This window comes from Idiomarina sp. PL1-037, assembly GCF_034422975.1.
Classification (GTDB): domain Bacteria; phylum Pseudomonadota; class Gammaproteobacteria; order Enterobacterales; family Alteromonadaceae; genus Idiomarina.
In genome coordinates this window covers 307,349-327,232 of the sequence record NZ_CP139873.1, presented here as the reverse complement: position 1 = coordinate 327,232, position 19,884 = coordinate 307,349, and the positions used below count along the sequence as shown (strand labels likewise).

Sequence of the window (19,884 nt, the reverse complement as noted above, 5' to 3'; positions counted from 1 at the left end):
CTATCTTAGAAAGACAAAGGGCCCGTAACAAGTGTTACGAGCCCTTTAATTTGTTTCAAACTATGAATTTACAGCTGAGGGCCTGCGGCAACCAAAGCTTTACCGTTATCGGTGTCAGTAAATTTCTCAAAGTTTGCGACAAAACGTTCTGCTAAGTCTTTCGCGCGAACGTCCCACTCACCGTCATCTTCGTAAGTTTTGCGCGGGTCAAGAATGCTACTGTCTTCAACGCCAGCCAGCTCAGTTGGCATAGCTAAGTTAAAGTGAGGCAGCTCTACAAACTCAGCGTCCTCAATTGAACCATCTAAAATAGCGTCAATAATAGCGCGCGTCGCTTTAATAGAAATGCGTTTGCCAGTGCCGTTCCAACCGGTATTAACCAGGTACGCTTCTGCGCCAGCCGCTTCCATGCGCTTAACCAAAACTTCCGCGTACTGCGTTGGGTGCAGGCTTAAGAACGCCGCGCCAAAACAGCTGGAGAAAGTTGGCGTAGGCTCAGTAACACCGCGCTCAGTACCGGCTAATTTAGCAGTAAAGCCGGACAAGAAATGATACTGCGCCTGCTCTTTAGTTAACTTAGAAACCGGAGGCAATACACCGAAAGCATCCGCGGTCAAGAAAATCACTTTTTTCGCGTGACCAGCTTTAGAAACCGGCTTCACAATATTTTCTATGTGATGAATCGGGTAAGACACGCGAGTGTTTTCAGTTTTCGAATTGTCGTCAAAATCAACGACTCCGTTGTCATCGACAGCAACGTTTTCTAATAAAGCATCGCGGCGAATCGCGTTGTAAATGTCGGGTTCGGCTTCTTTCGACAAGTTGATGGTTTTGGCATAGCAGCCACCTTCAAAGTTGAATACGCCGTCGTCATCCCAACCGTGTTCGTCGTCACCAATGAGTGCGCGTTTCGGGTCCGTTGACAGGGTAGTTTTACCGGTACCTGACAAACCGAAGAAAATAGCCACGTCGCCTTCTTTGCCTACGTTGGCAGAGCAGTGCATAGAAGCAATGCCTTTAAGCGGCAGGAAGTAGTTCATCATTGAGAACATCCCTTTTTTCATTTCGCCGCCGTACCATGTACCGCCAATTAACTGAATTTTTTCAGTTAAGTTGAACGCCACAAAGTTTTCTGAATTCAGTTCCTGTTCCTGCCACTTAGGATTAATGCACTTAGCACCATTCATAACAACGAAGTCTGGCTCAAAGTTTTCCAGCTCTTCTTCGCTTGGGCGAATGAACATATTTTTTACGAAATGCGCCTGCCATGCCACCTCGGTAATGAAGCGAACTGCAAGACGAGTGTCTTCGTTAGCGCCGCAATAGGTATCAACCACAAACAAACGCTTTTTCGAAAGCTGCTCGGTAACCAAACCTTTCAGTTCGTTCCAGGTTTCGGTCGACAGTGGTTTGTTGTCGTTCTTGCCTTGATCAGCCCACCAGACGGTATCGCGAGTTGTGTCATCGCGGACAATGTATTTGTCTTTAGGGGAACGTCCGGTGAAAATTCCGGTATCGACAGCAACCGCACCCAGGTCCGTTACCGTTCCCTTTTCATAACCTTGCAGGTCGGTGCGAGTTTCCTCTTCGAATAGCAGGTCGTAGGACGGGTTATGGACAATTTCTTCGACATCTGTGATGCCGTAGCGGCTCAGATCCAGATTAGGCATGACGTAAGGCTCCTGAGATTACGGTCTAGATTGTTAACGTTAACAGCAGTAACACAACGTAAAGCATCCTGTTTTACAGCTTGGTTACTGGCTCATTTTCAGGGCGCGAATATTAACCTGATTGTGTAAAAAAAGATAGGGCAAAATTTTGCCAGTTCGTTAGAATGCCCGCCTGACTTTTGTAAGCAGCAGCGGGTTTCTGATCATTTATGCGTGACTCCTTTCACAGCCGAATTGGCTTTATATTAGCGGCAGCGGGCTCTGCTGTTGGCCTGGGAAATATCTGGGGCTTTCCGACTCAGGTTGCGAACCACGGCGGCGGTGCCTTTCTGCTGGTGTATCTTTGCGTAATCTTTATACTTGCTATACCCGCTTTGTACAGCGAAATGCTGATAGGCCATAGTGCGCAGGCGAACCCCGTTCGCTCTTTAACACAACTGTCTGAAGGCCGCGCGCGCCCTATTGGGCGTCTAATGGGTTACCTGAATGTACTGGGCTCCTGTTTAATGCTCAGCTTTTATCATGTGGTTGCCGGCTGGATGTTAGTTCACGCTCTGGGCTTTCTTGCCCGCGGCTTTGGTATTGAAGCGGCGGCCGAATTCTTACTAAACAGCTCACTAACTCGCGACTTAATTTTCACCACTGTATTTTTACTGGCCACCGCTTACGTGGTCTTTCAGGGTGTGGAAAAAGGTATTGAGCGCTGGTCTAAACGCCTGATGCCTACCTTAGTCGTTTTACTGGTGGCGCTAATTGCCTACATGCTGACCCTACCCGGAGCCGACGAAGGCCTGAAAAAATACCTTGTTCCCGACTTCAACTTAATAACTGACACCAGCATTTTAGTGGCCGCTATGGGGCAAGCGTTCTTCTCGCTCTCTATTGGTTTGGGCGGCATGATGATATACGGTTCCTACCTGAAACCGGGTGCTAACTTAGGTCGTTTAAGCTTGTCCGTAGCCGCACTGGACACTTTTATCGCTTTCCTGGCGGGGCTGTTAATTATTCCGGCTCTGTACGCGGGCATTCACCTGGGCGTTGATGTCGGCGACGGCTCTAAACTCATTGGTGAAGGCCAACTCATTTTTGCGGTACTGCCAGAGCTATTCAATAGTATGGGCATTGCCGGGCCCTTTGTGGCGTTTGCATTTTTCATGTTGCTGAGTATTGCTGCTCTCACCTCGACCATTGCTCAGGCCGAAGTACCGGTGTCTTACTGCATAGAAGAGCGCAAACTGAAACGGCCAGTGGCAACAGCTCTGTCACTGAGCGTTATTGCAGTGTTTTCGCTGCTACTAATACTGTTCTTTGAACCGCTGTTTGGCTGGGTTGTTACGGCAGTCACACAGTTCCAGCTGCCGCTGTCAGGCTTATTCTATTTGCTGGTGGTGGGCTGGTTATGGCACCGCAGCAATCACCTGAAAGCGATTGCTGCGGGCAGTGTCGGCTTAACTTTGTTACGCTGGCACATCCGTTATCTCTGCCCGATTCTGATGAGCATTGTGTTTTATCACGTCGCCTTTAGTTAAGCAGGGTTAACTTTTGCCCGGACGCTTACCGGAAAACTTCTGTTCCAGTGCTGACGCCACCCTGGCGTCAGTAAAGCCGGAAACGTCACCGCCATGCAGCGCTACCTCTTTTACCAGAGAAGAAGAAATAAACGAGTTTTCCTCTGCTGGCGTCAGAAACACGCTTTCCAGATTCGGCGCCAAGCGTCGGTTCATGTTGGCTAGCTGAAATTCGTATTCAAAATCAGACACCGCACGTAATCCGCGAATAAGCACTGTTGCTTCGTACTCTTTGGCAAAGTTGACCAACAGTCCGGAGAAGCCAACGACAGTGACATTATCGAGGTTTTCAGTCACTTGTTGCGCCAGTAAAACCCGCTCTTCCAGACTAAACAGCGGCTTTTTACTGGGGCTTTCTGCTATACCTACTACAATTTCACTAAACAAGCTCGCGGCCCGTTCAATTAAGTCGGCGTGGCCATTTGTAATGGGATCAAAGGTTCCCGGATAAATTGCTCGACGGTGCATAGAGTCTCCTAAACCGTTATTTGTGCAAGCACTTTATTTGCACGCTTTTTATTTGGCCTAAAGAGTACACGCAAGTGCACACTAAACAAAAGCCCGATATTCAAATTAAGGATGCGAGTTGCGACTAACATCAGTAAACTAGACGGTAACTTACGTTTTCAAATAGTGGAGTAAACAATGAGCTCAGCCTTTTATCAGCAACTGGCCGATCAACTGGCCGAAACCAAAGCCGATGGCCTGTACAAGAAAGAACGTATTATCAGTTCGGACCAAAGCTCTGAAATTACGGTTAACGACCGCAAGGTACTCAACTTCTGCGCTAACAACTACCTGGGCCTGGCAAACCACCCGGACTTAATTAAAGCCGCGAAACAGGGCCTGGACGAACACGGTTTCGGTACTGCCTCTGTCCGTTTTATTTGTGGTACTCAGGACATTCACAAAACACTGGAACAAAAGCTAAGCGAATTTTTAGGCACAGAAGACACTATTTTGTATTCCTCATGTTTTGATGCGAACGGTGGCTTATTCGAAACCCTGATGGGTCCGGAGGACGCCATCATAAGTGACGAGCTCAACCACGCCAGCATTATTGATGGCATTCGCCTGAGTAAGTCCAAGCGCTACCGCTACAAAAACAACAACCTGGAAGATTTAGAAGCTCAGCTTAAACAGGCAGACGCAGACGGCGCGCGTCACAAATTAATTGCTACCGACGGCGTCTTTTCTATGGACGGCGTTATTGCGAACTTAAAAGGTATTTGCGACCTGGCCGACCAATACGGCGCGCTGGTTATGATGGACGACTGCCACGCCACTGGCTTCTTAGGTGAAAATGGTAAAGGTACGCATGAGTACTGCGATGTGATGGGTCGTGTTGATATCATCACGGGCACCTTAGGTAAAGCTTTGGGCGGTGCATCGGGTGGTTACACGTCAGGTAAGAAAGAAGTGATTGACTGGTTACGCCAGCGCTCACGACCTTACCTGTTCTCTAATTCAGTTGCACCGGCCATTGTGCAGGCTTCGATTCGTGTACTCGATATGCTGGCCGAAGGCCATGAGCTGCGCGCTCAGCTGTGGGGAAATGCCAGCTACTTCCGTGAGCAAATGACTCAAGCCGGCTTTACGTTGAGCGGCGCAGACCACGCTATTATTCCCGTCATGGTAGGCGACGCCAAACTGGCTTCAGAAATGTCAGACCGCCTGTTAGAAGAAGATATTTATGTGATCGGCTTTTCCTTCCCTGTCGTTCCTAAAGGCAAAGCTCGTATCCGCACGCAAATGTCTGCGGCACACACACGTGAACAACTGGATCGCACCATTGAAGCCTTTACCCGTATAGGTAAAGAGCTGGGTGTGATTTAAGGAGTAAAGAATGAAAGCTTTATCAAAACTGCACGCAAAACCCGGCATTTGGATGACGGACGTTGAGAAGCCTGAATGCGGCTACAACGATTTGCTGATTAAAATTAAGAAAACCGCCATTTGCGGTACCGATGTTCACATTTACAAATGGGACGACTGGTCGCAAAAAACCATTCCTGTGCCTATGGTGGTGGGTCACGAATACGTGGGGGAAATTGCCGCTATGGGCGACGGTGTTCGCGGCTTTGAAATTGGCGACCGCGTTTCCGGCGAAGGCCACATTACCTGTGGCCACTGTCGTAACTGCCGTGCCGGCCGTCGTCACTTGTGCCGCAACACCTATGGTGTGGGTGTGAATCGTCCAGGTGCTTTTGCAGAATACTTAGCACTGCCAGCTGAAAACGCTTTCAAACTGCCAGATGACGTCACTGACGAAATGGCCGCCGTATTTGACCCGTTTGGTAATGCGGTTCACACCGCACTGGCTTTTGACCTGGTGGGTGAAGACGTGCTGATTACCGGTGCGGGTCCTATTGGCATAATGGCCGCCGCCGTTGCCCGTCACGTTGGCGCACGCCACGTGGTTATTACCGACGTAAACGAATACCGCTTGGACTTAGCTCGTAAAATGGGTGTAACCCGCGCAGTGGACGTTAGCAAGGAAAAGCTCTCTGACGTTATGAACGAGTTGGGCATGAAAGAAGGCTTTGATGTGGGTCTGGAAATGTCCGGTGTTCCGTCTGCGTTTTCACAAATGCTGGAAACCATGAACCATGGCGGCAAAATTGCCATGCTGGGCATTCCGCCTGAAAACATCGCTATAGACTGGAATCAGGTTATTTTTAAAGGCTTGGTTATTAAAGGCATTTACGGCCGCGAGATGTTTGAAACCTGGTACAAAATGGCCAGTTTGCTGCAGTCCGGTCTGGATATTTCACCTATTTTAACGCACGAAATGCCTATTGATGACTATGAAAAAGGCTTTGAAACCATGATTTCAGGCCAATCCGGCAAAGTCATACTGAACTGGGATTAACGCTTAAATGAGCAATTATCAGCTAATGGACTTACCCATCGCCGTTGAGCATTGGCAAAATGGCGATGCGGTTTTTGTTGATATCCGTGACCCGCAGTCCTTTGCCGCGGGACACATCCCAGGCTCTCAACACCTGGATAACAGCAATCTGCCGCAGTTCCTCGGTTCGGTTGATAAAAACCAAAAAGTGATAGTGGTTTGCTACCATGGCATTAGCAGTCAAGGTGCCGCTGGCTACATAGCAGGCAACGGTTTTACTGATGTGCACAGCATGGACGGCGGCTATACGGCCTGGTCCATGTCTTTTCCTGAACACACTTCTCATAAAGAAACCGAAAGGGATTAAACCATGCGACGATTGCTCAGCAGCCGCGACTCAGACTGGATGCACAAGCTGTATCAGTATTTACGTCAGCAAGGCATGCCAGTCAGCGTTACCGAACGCGGTGAGCAATTGGAACTGTGGTTACACCAAAGCAGCTATGAAGCCGCTGCTAAGACATTCATTCAACAGTTTAAAGATAATCCGGAGCTAGCCGCTGAACCAATAAAAGAACAGCAAGCTTCAGAACGAGGCTCATCATCACTGTCTTTTAGTTTGTTACAGCAAAGCGGGTGGCTAACCCGAATTGTCGCTGTGTTAGCGTTGCTGGTGTTTGGGATGGTGCAAATTTATCCCGAAGCCGTGCTGGAAACATTGAGGATAAGCCAATATTTTTCAGCGCTTCCCTACGATCAGCCCTGGCGCTTTATTACCCCGGTACTGATGCACTTTACACTGCTTCACCTGGTCTTTAACATTTTCTGGTGGTGGTATCTGGGCGGCCGTATTGAACGTTCTCTGGGGATATCCTGGTTGCTGGCTCTGCTGTTATTTTGCGGTATTACTGCAAACGTTATTCAGTACCTGTTCAATGGCCCTAACTTTGGCGGGCTGTCTGGGGTGGTCTATGGCCTGCTTGGCTTCTGCTGGATATACAGCTTTAATCGCCCCACGCCGCTGTACCTGCCACCGGGGCTCATTATTTTTATGCTGCTGTGGTTAGTAATTGGCTACACCGACATGCTGTGGGTCAATGTTGCTAACGAAGCCCATCTGGCCGGACTGCTTTCCGGCTGTTTCGCAGGCTTTTTGGTGCGTTGGTTAAACCCTGAAATGCGGCAGCTTCACTGATAAATGTACTTAGTAAAAAGAACATCGCGGATAACCGGATTACCGGTTTCCTGCCGCATCAGCTCTTTTGCTCTTTCTATACATTTTAAACGAAGTTGGTCGCGTCCCGTCATGGTTCGCACCTGACGTTCAGTCGCGGTACCTAAAATTGACACAAAGGCATTACGCAGTAAAGGCGCATGATGCTCTACCACACTAACGTAACTGGGATCCGGCACCATCACTTCAATAGCAACCCGAATAAAACCCAACCGGTAATCATTACCCTCTTTCAGGTAATTTGTGGTGATATCAGGCTCAAAGCCGTAGTACGAAACGTCGTCTGCTGACGCCACTGTTACACTGCTGAACCAAAGAAAAATACTGGCAAATACTGTTATCAGAAGTTTCATAGCCCTACCCGGCCCGATTGCTGTTCAATTAAGTTCTCTCTGCTATCATAGCAACAGAGCTTAATAACGCCAACACAAATGACAACAGAGTTTTATGCTACCCCGGCTTTTCCAGTTAGCAAAGCGCTGCAATGGACATCGCCCGAACAACTTGAATTAACCCCAAAGCAAGCCGACTGGTTGCTTTACGAAGGTTCGCTTACAGAGCGTCTGAAGCAAATAAATCAGCACTTTTCTGTTAAATTACTAGGCCAGAAATTGCTTTCCCCTAACACTGAAGAAAAACAAAGGCTAAAGGGTAAAGACCAAGTCGTTATCCGTGAAGTTCTACTATACTGTAATGAAAAGCCTTGGGTTTTTGCGCGCAGCCTATTTTCACCCAGCGCCGAAAACACCAATACACTGAATTTAGAACAGCTGGGGAATCAGTCGTTGGGCGAGTCTTTATTCGCCCGTAGCGACTTACACTGCGGGCAAATAGAAGTCGCAGAAGTTGCGTTGCCGCACCCGGTTGCCCTGCTTAATCAGCAGTGGTTTGGGCAAAACCATAGGCTGCTGGGCAGACGCAGAATATTTTCCACGGGTGGTGAGCAATTGTTAGTCAGTGAAATATTTCTGCAGCCGTCGCCACTTTACTCTTCGCCGAATAACAGGAGTTAGTATGCAAAAGTTAATCGCTTTTTGGCAGTTAATGCGTGCGGACAGACCTATTGGTACCTATCTGCTTGCCTGGCCGACAATCTGGGCACTCATGATAGCCGGCGCCGGCGAGCCGCCCCTACGTATCGTTGTGATATTTCTGCTCGGTACTTTTGTCATGCGCTCTGCCGGCTGCGTTATTAACGACTTTGCCGACCGCAATTATGACGGCCACGTACGCCGCACCCGACAACGTCCCATTCCGGCGGGAAAAATATCGGCAACTGAAGCAATGATAGGCTTCATTGCTCTCTTAGCCATTGCCTTCGGGTTGGTTATGCAGCTGAACACTGAAACAGTCATGCTCAGCTTTTTCGCGGCTGGCGTAGCTGCGCTTTACCCGTTTTGTAAACGCTGGACGCATTTGCCACAAATTGTACTGGGCATCGCCTTTAGTTTCGGTATTCTCATGGCCTTTACCGCACTGGAATCTGACCAATGGTTTATTGCTGGCTTACTATTTCTTGCCAATATTCTCTGGACGGTCGCCTACGATACCGAATATGCCATGGCAGACCGCGAAGACGACTTAAAGATAGGCCTGCAGAGCACAGCAATTTTGTTTGGTCGCTTCGACCGTCTGGCTATTGGCCTGTTGCAACTTGCTACTCTAGGCTTATTGGGCTGGGTATTGCATTTAATTACCGTTGAACTTTGGGTGTGGCTGGCATTAGCGGCTGTTTTTCTGTTGTTTGCTTACCAGCACTGGCTAATACGGCACAGGGAGCCCGGAAAGTGCTTCCAGGCTTTTCTGCATAACCATTATATTGGCATGGTATTCGCTATTGGCTTAGCCGTGCATTACTGGTTCTGATCACTCTCAGTCGGTTTTTGCTCTTCTTTTAGTGCTTCTTTTTGTTCATGTTCGGCCTGCTCTTTTAGCTGCTGAACGAACTGCTCAACCGACTGACGGATGGTTTGTAGCACCGGACCGTCAATGAGCTCATCGACCTGGTCGCTGAGCTCACCCACCGGCTCTGCAGCAATTTGCTGACCGTCGTCATTAATTTCTACCAGACCTTGCTGTTTTAAACTGGCAATCAGCGTCGACATGACTTTCTTATCATAAAATTCGGGCGCATCAATGCCGTGAATGGAACTCAAGCGTTCGGCCAGAGTAATAGATTGCTTTTCAAGATCCGCGCGCATGATAGGCTGCGCCTGTTGCAGCAACTCAAGTACAATACAGTAACGCTGCAAGGTTTCACTGGCACTGTTGGCCAATAACCGTAGCCGATACCACTGCGCACTTTCCCGTTGCGCAATGGTGCAAACGCCATCTTCCAGAGTAATTAGCTGTTGTCGCGCCAACTCTTCTGCAAGAGCTTCCGTCCAGAGTGGCAAGTCTTCAACATTATGACTCAAATAGAGCTCTGCTTTTAATGACGGATAAATTGCCTGTGTCCGCGCCGCAATTTCGGCCACGCTGACGTTTTTCTTCGCCATGATAATTGACGCGACAATACCGGGAACCACCATCATGTGAAGTATATTATTCCGATAGTATGTCATTGCTATGGCTGTCATACGCTCGAGCGACACGACTTCACCCATGGTGTCGCTATCAACCGTAAATTTGTCAGTACGCAGTGCCTGTTGCCAAAGCTCTTCCGGTGTCTCGTCCGGCACGCTCATCATATTGCTGTAAGGTACCTCGCGCAGCACGCCCAGATAAACCTCCAACTGAGCCAACAACTCCTCTTTCATCAGTGCGTGGTGCTCTGAACTCAGTAACGCCAATGCGGTAAGATTAACGCTGTTTGCCGCCGCTGAATCGTTAATGCCTTGCATAACTTGCTCGGCTAAACCACCTACCACCGGGTTTAACCAGCCTGGACGCTCCGGTTCCTGCGCCCCTCGGGTGACCGATTCATGCCAGTTAGGCGCCACTTTATCCAGATGGTGTTTTAAATTAATCGGCTGACCGAAAGTCACAAAACCCTGACCAAAGTTGCGCAGTTTAGCGACGGTTTTCAGAATTTGGAAAACCGACTCTTTTTCCTTGTCTTTCCCCTTAAGCTCTTTCAGGTAAGTAGCCACTTCCATAATATGCTCGTAACCAAGGTACACTGGTACCAGCGATACCGGACGCTGCTGGTCGCGCAACATACCCTGCACGGTCATTGCCAGCATACCGGTTTTAGGCGGTAATAAGCGGCCAGTTCTGGAGCGACCGCCTTCACTGAAGTATTCCACCGGGTAGCCTTTTTGGAACAACCAGCACAAGTATTCACGAAAAACCGCGGAGTACAATTTGTTACCCCGGAAGCTGCGGCGAATAAAGAACGCGCCGCCACGGCGGAAAATTCCGCCGACAGGAAAAAAGTTAAGGTTCACGCCAGCCGCTATGTGCGGCGGTACAAGGCCTTCTTTATAAATAACATAGCTGAGCAGCAAATAGTCCATGTGGCTTCGATGGCAAGGGACATAGATAACTTCATGCCCTTGTTGCGCCAGTCGTCGAATCGTATCCCCGCCTTTTACATGAATGCCGTTGTAAATCCGGTTCCACATCCAGGTCATAAAACGATCTAACACTCGGATAAGCGTCGAGTTATAGTTAGCGGCGATTTCATCAATATAAGATAAAGCGCGCTTGCGGGCGGCTTCTTCACTGATTTTTTTGCCTCTGGCTTCATCAGATACCGCCTTTTTTAACGCCGGAGTGTTAATGAGTGCTGACATCAGCTCTTTGCGCTGGCTCAGTTTAGGACCGGCAACGGCATGGCGCATACGTACGAAGTGAACTCGCGCTACCCGCGCTAATTTGTGCGCTATGCGCATATCGGTGCCATGGTCGCGCGCCATTGTGCCCAGGCTCACCGAACGTGAAAAGCGCAGCAACACTTGTCGGCCAGAAAAAATTATCAGCCAGAATTTACGCCAATGGCCCGGGTTATCTAAGTCACCGGTCATGGTGTTACCGGCATGCGCCTCTTCTCCCGCCTGGCGGCCCCAGAATACGCCCGCAGGTATAAGGTGAACATCCAGTTCAGGCTGGTCTTTATGCAGGGTAAGTAGTTGGTGAAATTCAGAGACGGTTTGTTCCGATACCTCATTCGCCAGTTCTTCCAGGTACATGATTCGGTTATAGGTTTTACCATTCACCACAAGAGGGTCGACAGGGTCAGGCAAGCCGCGCTTTTGCGCCGCCCGTTGCAAAATGGATAGATCCGCTTTAGAGGTTGAACGCATTACATAGACAATTGGCTTGCCAACCGTTGTTAAATGCTCTTCTTCAGTGCCATCCCAAATTTCCTGAAAACGCGTTAACCAGCGTAACGGGTATTTTAAAATAGGGAAAAAGCGGCTTATTCCTTTCATATAGAGACCTCTGTTTTAAACAGAAACACAGGATACCAACTTCGTGTAAAAATGTCGTTCAAGAAATTACTTGCGAAATCAATTTCCCTGTATATACTCACAGTATCACTGTACAAATAAACAGGTACATTATGCGCCCGTTAACACCAAGACAATCTGAAATTCTTGAGCTTATTAAGGATAATCTGCACGCAACCGGCATGCCGCCGACCCGTGCCGAAATTGCCCATAAGCTGGGTTTTCGCTCTGCCAACTCCGCAGAGGAGCACCTAAAAGCGCTTGCCCGTAAAGGCGTTATTGAAATACTCCCCGGCATGTCGCGCGGTATTCGCCTTGTCGGCGATGACTACGATATAGCCGATGGCCTGCCGTTAATCGGCCAGGTTGCAGCAGGCGAACCTTTATTGGCTGAACAACACGTTGAAGGGCATTACAAAGTTGATGAATCAATGTTTCATCCTGCCGCCAGTTTCTTGCTAAAAGTAAACGGTATGAGCATGAGAGACATTGGAATTTTAGACGGCGACTTACTCGCTGTGCATAAAACCGAACAAGCCCGTAACGGACAAATAGTCGTTGCACGAGTTGAAGACGAAGTCACTGTAAAGCGTTTTGAACAGCGCGGGAAAACTATTTTGCTTCATCCTGAAAATAAAGATTTCTCTACCATTACTGTCAATCTTGCGGAGCAAGTTTTTGCCATTGAAGGACTTGCGGTAGGTGTGATCAGAAACGGAGCGACCTTATGAAAACTCAATATCAGCAAAAATTACATCATCCAGGTCTGTGGACTGCCGAAACTGCGGTCTCGCCCTTTCCTATGGATGCGAAAAGCAGCCAGGATTCATTTGACGTCGATAACCTCTCCCCTGTTGTACAACGGGCTTTGCGACAAAAACCCAGCCAGTGGATAACCGTTATCGGGGGCGACAAAAATGTCATTCAGCAACTTATTGCCTGCGGCGTAGCTGAATCTCAAATTCGCTGGTTACGCAGCCACTCCGCCGAACGCTGTGAATGGGCACTGGAACAGGCTTTACTGGCAGGTACCAGTAGTATGGTTATTGGTTATTTAGATTCTGTTTCCAGTCGTACCTGGCAGCGTGCGAAAATGGCCAGTAAATTGAGCGAGACACAATATTTTTTGTTTGATAAAAACACACTGACATCCCACCTGCACTAACCCCACCTTTGTTAGTGTGTTTTCTTCCCCAAGGCTGCTTTTGCAGCCTTTTTTTAACAGATCCGATTATTTTTTGTTCGTTTGTGTGATTTGATCTGGATCTTTCGTTGTAAATTCGTTAATAAATGCAGTACCCGAATATAAAAATAATATAATAACGATAACTACAACAAAGAGTCAGTAGAGAAAGCGATTTCTGGGGAGAAGCTGTACCTTTTTCTGCTTACCTCTTTGTTCTTCTAATTCAGACGAGCAAAACTCGCTTTGCTGTCTCATTGAAGAATAAGAGGAGAAGCCACGTGAAAATGAAGCCTTTGTGGGCACTATTGGCGCTAACGAGTCTACCGGCTGCTGCTAAGTCGCAACTCAATATGACCCAAGGTGTCACTGAAGTGAGTAACCAGGTTTACGATCTCCACATGACGATTTTCTATATCTGCTGCGTCATTGGCGTAATTGTATTTGGTCTCATGTTTATTTCGATAATCCGCCACAGGAAGTCGAAAAACCCAAACCCTTCCAATTTCCACGAAAACATCAAGGTTGAGATTGCCTGGACTATAGTTCCGCTGCTGATTCTTGCAGGTATGGCAGTGCCGGCGACAACCACACTCATTGCTATGGAAGATACATCGGATGCAGATGTCACGGTGCAAGTCACCGGATCGCAATGGAAGTGGCATTACAAATACTTTGAAAACGAAGTTGAATATTTCAGTCGTTTAGCCACACAACAAGAGCAAATTAACAATCAGTTTGAGAAAGGTGAAAACTATTTATTAGAGGTCGATCGCCCGTTAGTTATCCCAACCAATAAAAAAGTTCGCTTCCTGGTCACTTCAGACGATGTTATCCACAGCTGGTGGGTTCCTGACTTCTCCATTAAAAAAGATGCGAATCCGGGCTTTATTAATGAAACCTGGACCAAAGTAGACGAACCCGGTATTTACCGTGGCCAGTGCGCTGAGTTATGTGGCAAAGACCATGGCTTCATGCCTATCGTTGTTATAGCCAAAGAGCCTGCTGAATACGAAAAATGGATTACCGAGAAAGAAAAAGAGCAACGCAAAGCGCGTGAGCGTGAACAAGAGTTGCTTGCCATGGAAATGTCTAAAGACGAACTCATGGATCTTGGTGAGAAAGTATACAACAGTACTTGTGCAGCTTGTCACCAGGCTAACGGTCAAGGCGTAAACGGCGTGTTCCCGGCGCTTGCTGGTTCTGGCGTTGCGGTAGACCCCGAAGCCAAAAGCAAACACATAGACATTGTCGTTAACGGCGTTACCGGCACGGCTATGCAAGCGTTCGGAAGTCAACTTTCCATGCGCGAATTAGCTGCGGTTATCACCTACGAGCGTAATGCCTGGGGTAACGATACCGGAGACCTGATTCAGGCCGCCGATATTAACGAAGTCATGAATCAATAAGGAGACGGTGATGAGCACTGCAGTGGAAGAGACACATCACGACACACACCACGATCATAAGCCGTCTGGTATTGGTCGTTGGCTATTTACTACCAACCATAAAGATATTGGGTCGATGTACTTACTGTTCAGCCTGGCCATGTTCTTTGTGGGCGGCGCCATGGCAATGGTGATTCGGGCCGAGTTATTTCAACCGGGTCTGCAATTAGTTGATCCACATTTCTTTAATCAAATGACCACAGTACATGGTCTGGTTATGATTTTCGGCGCAGTTATGCCTGCTTTTACCGGGCTAGCTAACTGGATGATACCCATGATGATTGGGGCACCGGATATGGCGCTGCCGCGGATGAATAACTGGAGCTTCTGGATACTACCCTTTGCTTTCATGATTTTATTGGGCTCTTTGTTTATGGAAGGTGGAGGCCCGGCATTTGGCTGGACAGCTTACGCACCGCTCTCCACAACTTACAGCTCCGATTCAACTGCATTGTTCGTATTCTCAGTACACATCATGGGTATTTCATCCATAATGGGCGCTATTAACGTCATTGTGACCATTATGAACATGCGCGCTCCTGGCATGAACTATATGAAAATGCCCCTGTTCGCATGGACATGGTTCATTACAGCTTTTCTGCTTATCGCGGTAATGCCGGTTCTGGCCGGTGCTGTCACCATGTTGTTGACGGACAAATATTTCGGCACTAGCTTCTTTGATGCTGCCGGGGGTGGCGACCCGGTTATGTACCAACACATATTTTGGTTCTTCGGTCATCCGGAAGTTTACATCATGATTCTGCCATCCTTTGGTATCATTTCTGCAATTATACCGGCCTTTGCCCGAAAGCGATTGTTCGGCTACTCCTCCATGGTCTATGCCACGGCCGCGATAGCATTGTTGTCATTCCTGGTGTGGGCTCACCACATGTTCACCACCGGTATGCCTGTATTTGCTGAGCTGTTCTTTATGTACTGCACCATGCTCATTGCCGTTCCCACCGGGGTTAAAATCTTTAACTGGGTAGCTACTATGTGGCGCGGTTCCATGACGTTTGAAACTCCCATGTTGTTTGCGCTCGCATTTGTGATTCTGTTTACCATCGGCGGCTTCTCCGGTTTAATGCTGGCTATAATTCCTGCCGATTTTCAGTATCACGATACCTACTTTGTGGTTGCTCACTTCCACTATGTTCTGGTGACAGGGGCCATTTTCTCGATCATGGCAGCAGCTTATTACTGGCTACCTAAATGGACCGGGCATATGTACGACAGTACTCTGGCTAAAACGCATTTCTGGACATCACTTATCTCTGTAAATGTGCTGTTCTTTCCTATGCATTTTGCAGGTTTGGCTGGCATGCCGCGGCGTATTCCTGATTATGCGACCCAATTTGCGGACGTAAACCAAATAACCAGTATTGGTGGTTTTGCTTTCGGCTTGTCGCAGCTGCTTTTCCTTTGGGTTGTTATCAAATGTATAAGAGGCGGTGAAAAAGCAGCAGCTAAACCATGGGATGGCGCAGAAGGACTGGAATGGACAGTTCCATCGCCAGCGCCTTATCACACCTTCGAAAAACCACCGAAAGTGGAGTGATGACTCATGTCTGAGCAGCGCCCCGACAACAGCATTCTGGTTAAGCGACTGTTACTGACAGTCGCCGGGATGTTTGCCTTCGGCTTTGCACTGGTACCACTTTATGATGTTTTTTGTGAAGTGACCGGCTTTAACGGCCGTACCAGTAACGAAGCGGCGGTTTATCAACAGGTTGAAGTGGACGAATCACGAACGGTTAATGTTCAATTTATTACACGAAATGCTAAAGGTATTCCGTGGAAGTTTGAACCGTCGATCAAACAGATCAAGATTCATCCTGGTGAAGTTAAAGTGGTCAATTTCTTAGCAAAAAACCCGACTTCATCAAACATGGTCGCTCAGGCTATTCCGTCTGTTGCGCCAGCTGAGGCCTCTCTTTACCTGAATAAAGTAGAGTGCTTTTGCTTCAACCAGCAACCGCTGGCCGCCGGCGCTGAAACAGAAATGCCAATGCAATTTTATCTGGATCCGGACATTCCCGATCACATTACGACATTTACCCTGTCATACACGCTGTACGATATGACAGCCAATACGTCGGCTGAGCAAATGGTTCAGCTGTTAAAAACAGAATAAGGAATCGACGTTATGGCAGAACAACAAAGTTACTATGTTCCTGCTTCCAGTCCCTGGCCTATTGTTGGAGCAATTGGCTTAGGTTTAATAGCCTGGGGCGCAGGGCACACCGTTATCGACATGAGTAAAGAGCAAGACGGTCATGGCAGTACTGTATTGATCCTTGGCTTAATCGTTATGGCCATCATGCTTTTTGGCTGGTTCCGCGATCAGATTAACGAGTCCATGAGCGGTAAATACAGCAGCCAGCTCGGCGAATCCTACAAACAAGGCATGAGCTGGTTTATTTTTTCCGAGGTCATGTTCTTCGCCGCTTTTTTCGGCGCCCTTTTCTATGCTCGCGTTATTGCTGTGCAATGGTTAGGAGGAGACAGTAACAATGCTATGACCAACGAGGTTCTATGGCCGGATTTTGTCGCGCAGTGGCCGCTGGTGAAAACGCCAGGTGGTACCGAAACTCAGGCTATGGGCTGGTATGGTCTCCCAGCTATTAACACGCTTATCTTGTTAGTCAGTTCAGTTACCTGTCACTTTGCCCACACGGGTCTGGAACAAAATAAACGTAAACAGCTGACCGTAATGCTCGCCATTACGATTATTCTGGGTTGCATTTTCCTCTACCTGCAAGGTGCCGAATATGTACATGCTTACCAGGATTTAAATTTAACTTTAGATTCAGGTATTTACGGTAATACCTTTTATATGCTCACCGGGTTCCACGGTATGCACGTAACCTTAGGAACCGTCATGCTTATCATCATGTTCCTGCGGGTTTTAAAAGGGCATTTTACACCAGATAACCACTTTGCTTTTCAGGCGACAAGTTGGTACTGGCACTTTGTCGATGTCGTTTGGTTGTGCCTGTTCGTCGTGGTTTACATACTGTAAGAAAAAATGCCCCGTTTAATAGGGGCGTGGGTTTAAAGGTAAAAAGCCACTAGCCGTCGCCGCTATCAGTATCACAAGGATAACGGCGGCCACTCCCACCCGTTTCCCTAAGTAATGGGACATGGGTGGTTTATTCGGATCGTTACGCAGCATGCTGAATAATGCGCGGAAAAGATTCACCACCATATAACCAAGCAGCAGTACAATAATGATTTTAAAAAAGACCAACATACGTTTTCCTCTTATCGCTACGTTAGTTACTCTGCTGGCAATTGCGGTGTTGGTCAAGCTGGGTTTTTGGCAATTAGATCGCGCAGAAGAAAAACGTAAGCTATTTTCCGATTACGAACAGCAACAATTGAAAGGGGACGCAGCTGCTCTGTCTCAGTTAGGAACAATATCTTCTGAGTCTGATCGCTTTCTTTTCGTTAAGATGAGAGGCGAATTTGTTAGACAACCGGTCTTTTTTCTCGATAATAAAATGACCGATGGCATTGTCGGCTACCAGGTGATTGCGTTGTTCCGTCCTGACGCCAACCCCGACAATTATATTCCTGTTAATATGGGCTGGTTACCGGCTCCGGCATCCCGACAGGAACTACCCCAAATTGATATTGCCGAGGGTAGACAGAACCTTACGGGTTATCTGTACTTCCCTTCGAATAATAAATTTGTCAGTAATACCTATGAAACCGAGTTAGCTGACAACCGAATACGAGTACAAGAGTTTCAGCCTAATGCCATTAGTCAAAAACTCGATATTCCGTTAACTCACTACACCTTTTTATTGAAATCACCAGACACCATAGGCTGGCAACGTAACTGGCAGCCCCAGGTAATGTCGCCCGAAAAACATCAAGGCTACGCGCTTCAATGGTTTTCGCTGGCCATTGCGTGCTTGGTGATTTTTGTATTCGCTGTTATAAAACTGAATAAACAACCAAAAAAAGAGGAGACCCGATGAGCTCCCTGAATCGCTCTCGCCGTTCCATGATTATTGTTTTCGTTGCCTTTATTGTCCCTTTATTAGCGGCTTGGTTAATTCTGTCGCAGAATTGGTACGAGGCGGGCACAAACAAAGGTACCCTGCTGCAGCCGCCTATCACACTCAAACAAAAGACCAACCAACTACCGGAGGGCTGGCAACTGGGTTATATCGCCCCGGAGAACTGTGAAACCACCTGTGAGAATACCTTGTACGTTATGAATCAAGTAGATGTCGCTATTGGTAAGGATACTGACCGCCTCACACCAGTAGTTCTACACCAAAACGAGAGTCTGCAGGCCGATTTTAACCATAGCGCTCCGCATATTACCCAATTAGTGACGCCAGAACTGATTTCGCAACTCTCCGAACTGCCCGAAAATACCGTATTTATTATCGACCCGATGCACAACGTTATGCTGTATTACCCAACTCATGAAGACAAAAAGCAAATGATTGCTGAAGGTAAAAACGTGTTGGCGGATCTTCGTAAGCTGCTTAAATTGTCCAGAATTGGGTAGGGAAATGACATGCGTTTACTGGTAAAAATTAGTGTCTTTTTTGCTTTTATCGTTATTGTTCTTGGTGCTTTTACCCGGCTCACTGAAGCCGGCCTGGGTTGTCCGGACTGGCCGGGCTGCTACGGCTTTCTGGGCGTTCCTTCGCAATCAGAGCAGATTCAGCAGGCGGAGCTCAGGTTCCCGGATGCGCCTGTGGAACACGCCAAAGCCTGGAACGAAATGGTGCACCGCTACTTTGCCGGCACTCTGGGATTATTAATACTGGCCATTGCCATTATTGCCTGGGTTAAAAGCCGTCGTTACAGTCATTACCCTACTCCGGTTAAGTTGCCAACTTTACTTCTGGGGTTAGTGATTTTTCAGGCGGCTCTGGGTATGTGGACAGTCACCATGAACCTGCAACCGCTGATAGTTATGGGGCATTTGCTGGGCGGCTTTTCGGTTATATCGCTGCTATACCTGCTATCGCTGCGGCTGTCATCATTCCGGCTCGCCGGTGGTGACCCGGAATTAAGGCGCTATCGGGGTTTGGCATTTTTTACGCTACTGGTGGTTATTGGTCAAATAGCCTTAGGTGGTTGGGTTGCTGCAAACTATGCCGCCGTAGCCTGCACGGAACTCCCTTTCTGCGAAGGTAACTGGACGGCACAACTGGACTTTGCCGGAGCCTTCAGCATACCCGAGGCCGACACCTATCAATACGGTGCCCATGACTACAACGACCGTATGACCATGCACGTAATGCACAGAGTGGGCGCTATTATTACTTTTTTAGTAATTTGTGCTCTACTCTTTAAATGCTGGCGAAAAGCGAAGTCGCATTTCTTCCGGCGCTCATTAATTGTTATCGGCTTGTTATTATCTTTGCAAATTCTGCTGGGTATTAGTAACGTAGTCTTTCAATTACCGCTTTGGAATGCAGTGGCACATAATGCCGTAGGGGCTTTGTTGTTGCTGTCGCTGGTCGCGTTGAATTACAACCTGTCCAGAAAAGCGTAGAGGAGTTGA

At 48.0% G+C, this 19,884-nt stretch carries 21 protein-coding genes; 16 read left to right on the top strand and 5 right to left on the bottom strand.

The genetic code is table 11. The features are described 5' to 3' along the window. Positions 1 to 68 precede the first annotated feature (68 nt). Positions 69 to 1,670, bottom strand: a complete 1,602-nt coding sequence (pckA, locus tag U0358_RS01515; protein ID WP_317498200.1) for a phosphoenolpyruvate carboxykinase (ATP) — start codon at positions 1,668 to 1,670, stop codon at positions 69 to 71. A gap of 209 nt (positions 1,671 to 1,879) precedes the next feature. On the opposite strand from pckA, the gene U0358_RS01510 reads away from it, so the two are divergent. Then, a complete protein-coding gene (locus tag U0358_RS01510) occupies positions 1,880 to 3,199 on the top strand; it encodes a sodium-dependent transporter (RefSeq protein ID WP_322406787.1) in 1,320 nt (439 codons plus the stop codon). 6 nt (positions 3,200 to 3,205) lie between these two features. On the opposite strand, the gene coaD is transcribed toward U0358_RS01510, so the two are convergent. Continuing rightward, positions 3,206 to 3,706 (bottom strand): pantetheine-phosphate adenylyltransferase, encoded by a 501-nt coding sequence (gene coaD / locus U0358_RS01505; protein WP_317498198.1) that lies wholly within the window; start codon positions 3,704 to 3,706, stop codon positions 3,206 to 3,208. Between the two features lie 177 nt (positions 3,707 to 3,883). On the opposite strand from coaD, the gene U0358_RS01500 reads away from it, so the two are divergent. From U0358_RS01500 to U0358_RS01485, 4 genes are read left to right on the top strand one after another with little or no spacing between them, the layout of a single operon-like run. Then, positions 3,884 to 5,074, top strand: a complete 1,191-nt coding sequence (locus U0358_RS01500) for a glycine C-acetyltransferase (RefSeq protein ID WP_322406786.1) — start codon at positions 3,884 to 3,886, stop codon at positions 5,072 to 5,074. Between the two features lie 10 nt (positions 5,075 to 5,084). Then, entirely contained in the window at positions 5,085 to 6,110 is a 1,026-nt protein-coding gene (tdh, locus tag U0358_RS01495) for an L-threonine 3-dehydrogenase (protein WP_322406785.1), read from the top strand. A 7-nt stretch (positions 6,111 to 6,117) separates the two neighbouring features. Then, positions 6,118 to 6,456 (top strand): thiosulfate sulfurtransferase GlpE, encoded by a 339-nt coding sequence (gene glpE, locus U0358_RS01490; RefSeq protein ID WP_317498195.1) that lies wholly within the window; start codon positions 6,118 to 6,120, stop codon positions 6,454 to 6,456. A 3-nt stretch (positions 6,457 to 6,459) separates the two neighbouring features. Then, positions 6,460 to 7,284, top strand: coding sequence for a rhomboid family intramembrane serine protease (locus U0358_RS01485; RefSeq protein WP_322406784.1), 825 nt, complete (start codon positions 6,460 to 6,462; stop codon positions 7,282 to 7,284). Here U0358_RS01485 and U0358_RS01480 read toward each other — a convergent pair. Further along, on the bottom strand, positions 7,278 to 7,676 hold the full coding sequence (locus U0358_RS01480; protein ID WP_317498193.1) for a flagellar basal body-associated protein FliL: 399 nt from the start codon (positions 7,674 to 7,676) through the stop codon (positions 7,278 to 7,280). The genes U0358_RS01485 and U0358_RS01480 overlap by 7 nt on opposite strands. Before the next feature lie 78 nt (positions 7,677 to 7,754). On the opposite strand from U0358_RS01480, the gene U0358_RS01475 reads away from it, so the two are divergent. Next, positions 7,755 to 8,336, top strand: a complete 582-nt coding sequence (locus U0358_RS01475) for a chorismate--pyruvate lyase family protein (protein WP_322406783.1) — start codon at positions 7,755 to 7,757, stop codon at positions 8,334 to 8,336. A 1-nt stretch (position 8,337) separates the two neighbouring features. After that, positions 8,338 to 9,189, top strand: a complete 852-nt coding sequence (ubiA, locus tag U0358_RS01470; protein WP_322406782.1) for a 4-hydroxybenzoate octaprenyltransferase — start codon at positions 8,338 to 8,340, stop codon at positions 9,187 to 9,189. Here the strand turns inward: ubiA and plsB are convergent. Continuing rightward, on the bottom strand, positions 9,177 to 11,699 hold the full coding sequence (gene plsB / locus U0358_RS01465) for a glycerol-3-phosphate 1-O-acyltransferase PlsB (RefSeq protein WP_317498190.1): 2,523 nt from the start codon (positions 11,697 to 11,699) through the stop codon (positions 9,177 to 9,179). The genes ubiA and plsB overlap by 13 nt on opposite strands. Positions 11,700 to 11,830: 131 nt before the next feature. On the opposite strand from plsB, the gene lexA reads away from it, so the two are divergent. The 6 genes from lexA (at position 11,831) to U0358_RS01435 (ending at position 17,370) form a co-directional block, all read left to right on the top strand. Next, the gene (gene lexA, locus U0358_RS01460) at positions 11,831 to 12,448 is read left to right on the top strand and encodes a transcriptional repressor LexA (protein ID WP_317498189.1); all 618 of its coding nucleotides are present in this window, start codon (positions 11,831 to 11,833) and stop codon (positions 12,446 to 12,448) included. Next, positions 12,445 to 12,882 carry an SOS-response cell division inhibitor gene (locus U0358_RS01455; protein WP_322406781.1) on the top strand — a complete coding sequence of 146 codons (438 nt, stop codon included), beginning with the start codon at positions 12,445 to 12,447 and terminating at the stop codon, positions 12,880 to 12,882. The genes lexA and U0358_RS01455 overlap by 4 nt, the downstream gene beginning before the upstream one ends. 305 nt (positions 12,883 to 13,187) lie before the next feature. After that, a complete protein-coding gene (gene coxB, locus U0358_RS01450) occupies positions 13,188 to 14,309 on the top strand; it encodes a cytochrome c oxidase subunit II (protein WP_322407444.1) in 1,122 nt (373 codons plus the stop codon). 10 nt (positions 14,310 to 14,319) lie between these two features. Continuing rightward, the gene (ctaD, locus tag U0358_RS01445) at positions 14,320 to 15,906 is read left to right on the top strand and encodes a cytochrome c oxidase subunit I (RefSeq protein WP_322406780.1); all 1,587 of its coding nucleotides are present in this window, start codon (positions 14,320 to 14,322) and stop codon (positions 15,904 to 15,906) included. Between the two features lie 6 nt (positions 15,907 to 15,912). Next, the gene (locus U0358_RS01440; RefSeq protein ID WP_317498186.1) at positions 15,913 to 16,482 is read left to right on the top strand and encodes a cytochrome c oxidase assembly protein; all 570 of its coding nucleotides are present in this window, start codon (positions 15,913 to 15,915) and stop codon (positions 16,480 to 16,482) included. A gap of 12 nt (positions 16,483 to 16,494) precedes the next feature. Continuing rightward, entirely contained in the window at positions 16,495 to 17,370 is an 876-nt protein-coding gene (locus tag U0358_RS01435) for a cytochrome c oxidase subunit 3 (protein WP_317498185.1), read from the top strand. 15 nt (positions 17,371 to 17,385) lie between these two features. Here U0358_RS01435 and U0358_RS01430 read toward each other — a convergent pair whose 3' ends face one another. Continuing rightward, positions 17,386 to 17,601 (bottom strand): DUF2909 domain-containing protein, encoded by a 216-nt coding sequence (locus tag U0358_RS01430; RefSeq protein ID WP_253616902.1) that lies wholly within the window; start codon positions 17,599 to 17,601, stop codon positions 17,386 to 17,388. Between U0358_RS01430 and U0358_RS01425 the strand changes: the two genes are divergently transcribed. From U0358_RS01425 to U0358_RS01415, 3 genes are read left to right on the top strand one after another with little or no spacing between them, the layout of a single operon-like run. Beyond that, positions 17,579 to 18,334, top strand: coding sequence for an SURF1 family protein (locus U0358_RS01425; protein ID WP_317498184.1), 756 nt, complete (start codon positions 17,579 to 17,581; stop codon positions 18,332 to 18,334). The genes U0358_RS01430 and U0358_RS01425 overlap by 23 nt on opposite strands. Then, on the top strand, positions 18,331 to 18,876 hold the full coding sequence (locus U0358_RS01420) for a redox-active disulfide-containing membrane protein (protein WP_322406778.1): 546 nt from the start codon (positions 18,331 to 18,333) through the stop codon (positions 18,874 to 18,876). The genes U0358_RS01425 and U0358_RS01420 overlap by 4 nt, the downstream gene beginning before the upstream one ends. Before the next feature lie 9 nt (positions 18,877 to 18,885). Continuing rightward, positions 18,886 to 19,875: a COX15/CtaA family protein gene (locus tag U0358_RS01415; RefSeq protein WP_317498182.1), complete on the top strand. Its 990-nt coding sequence runs from the start codon at positions 18,886 to 18,888 to the stop codon at positions 19,873 to 19,875. Positions 19,876 to 19,884 lie beyond the last annotated feature (9 nt).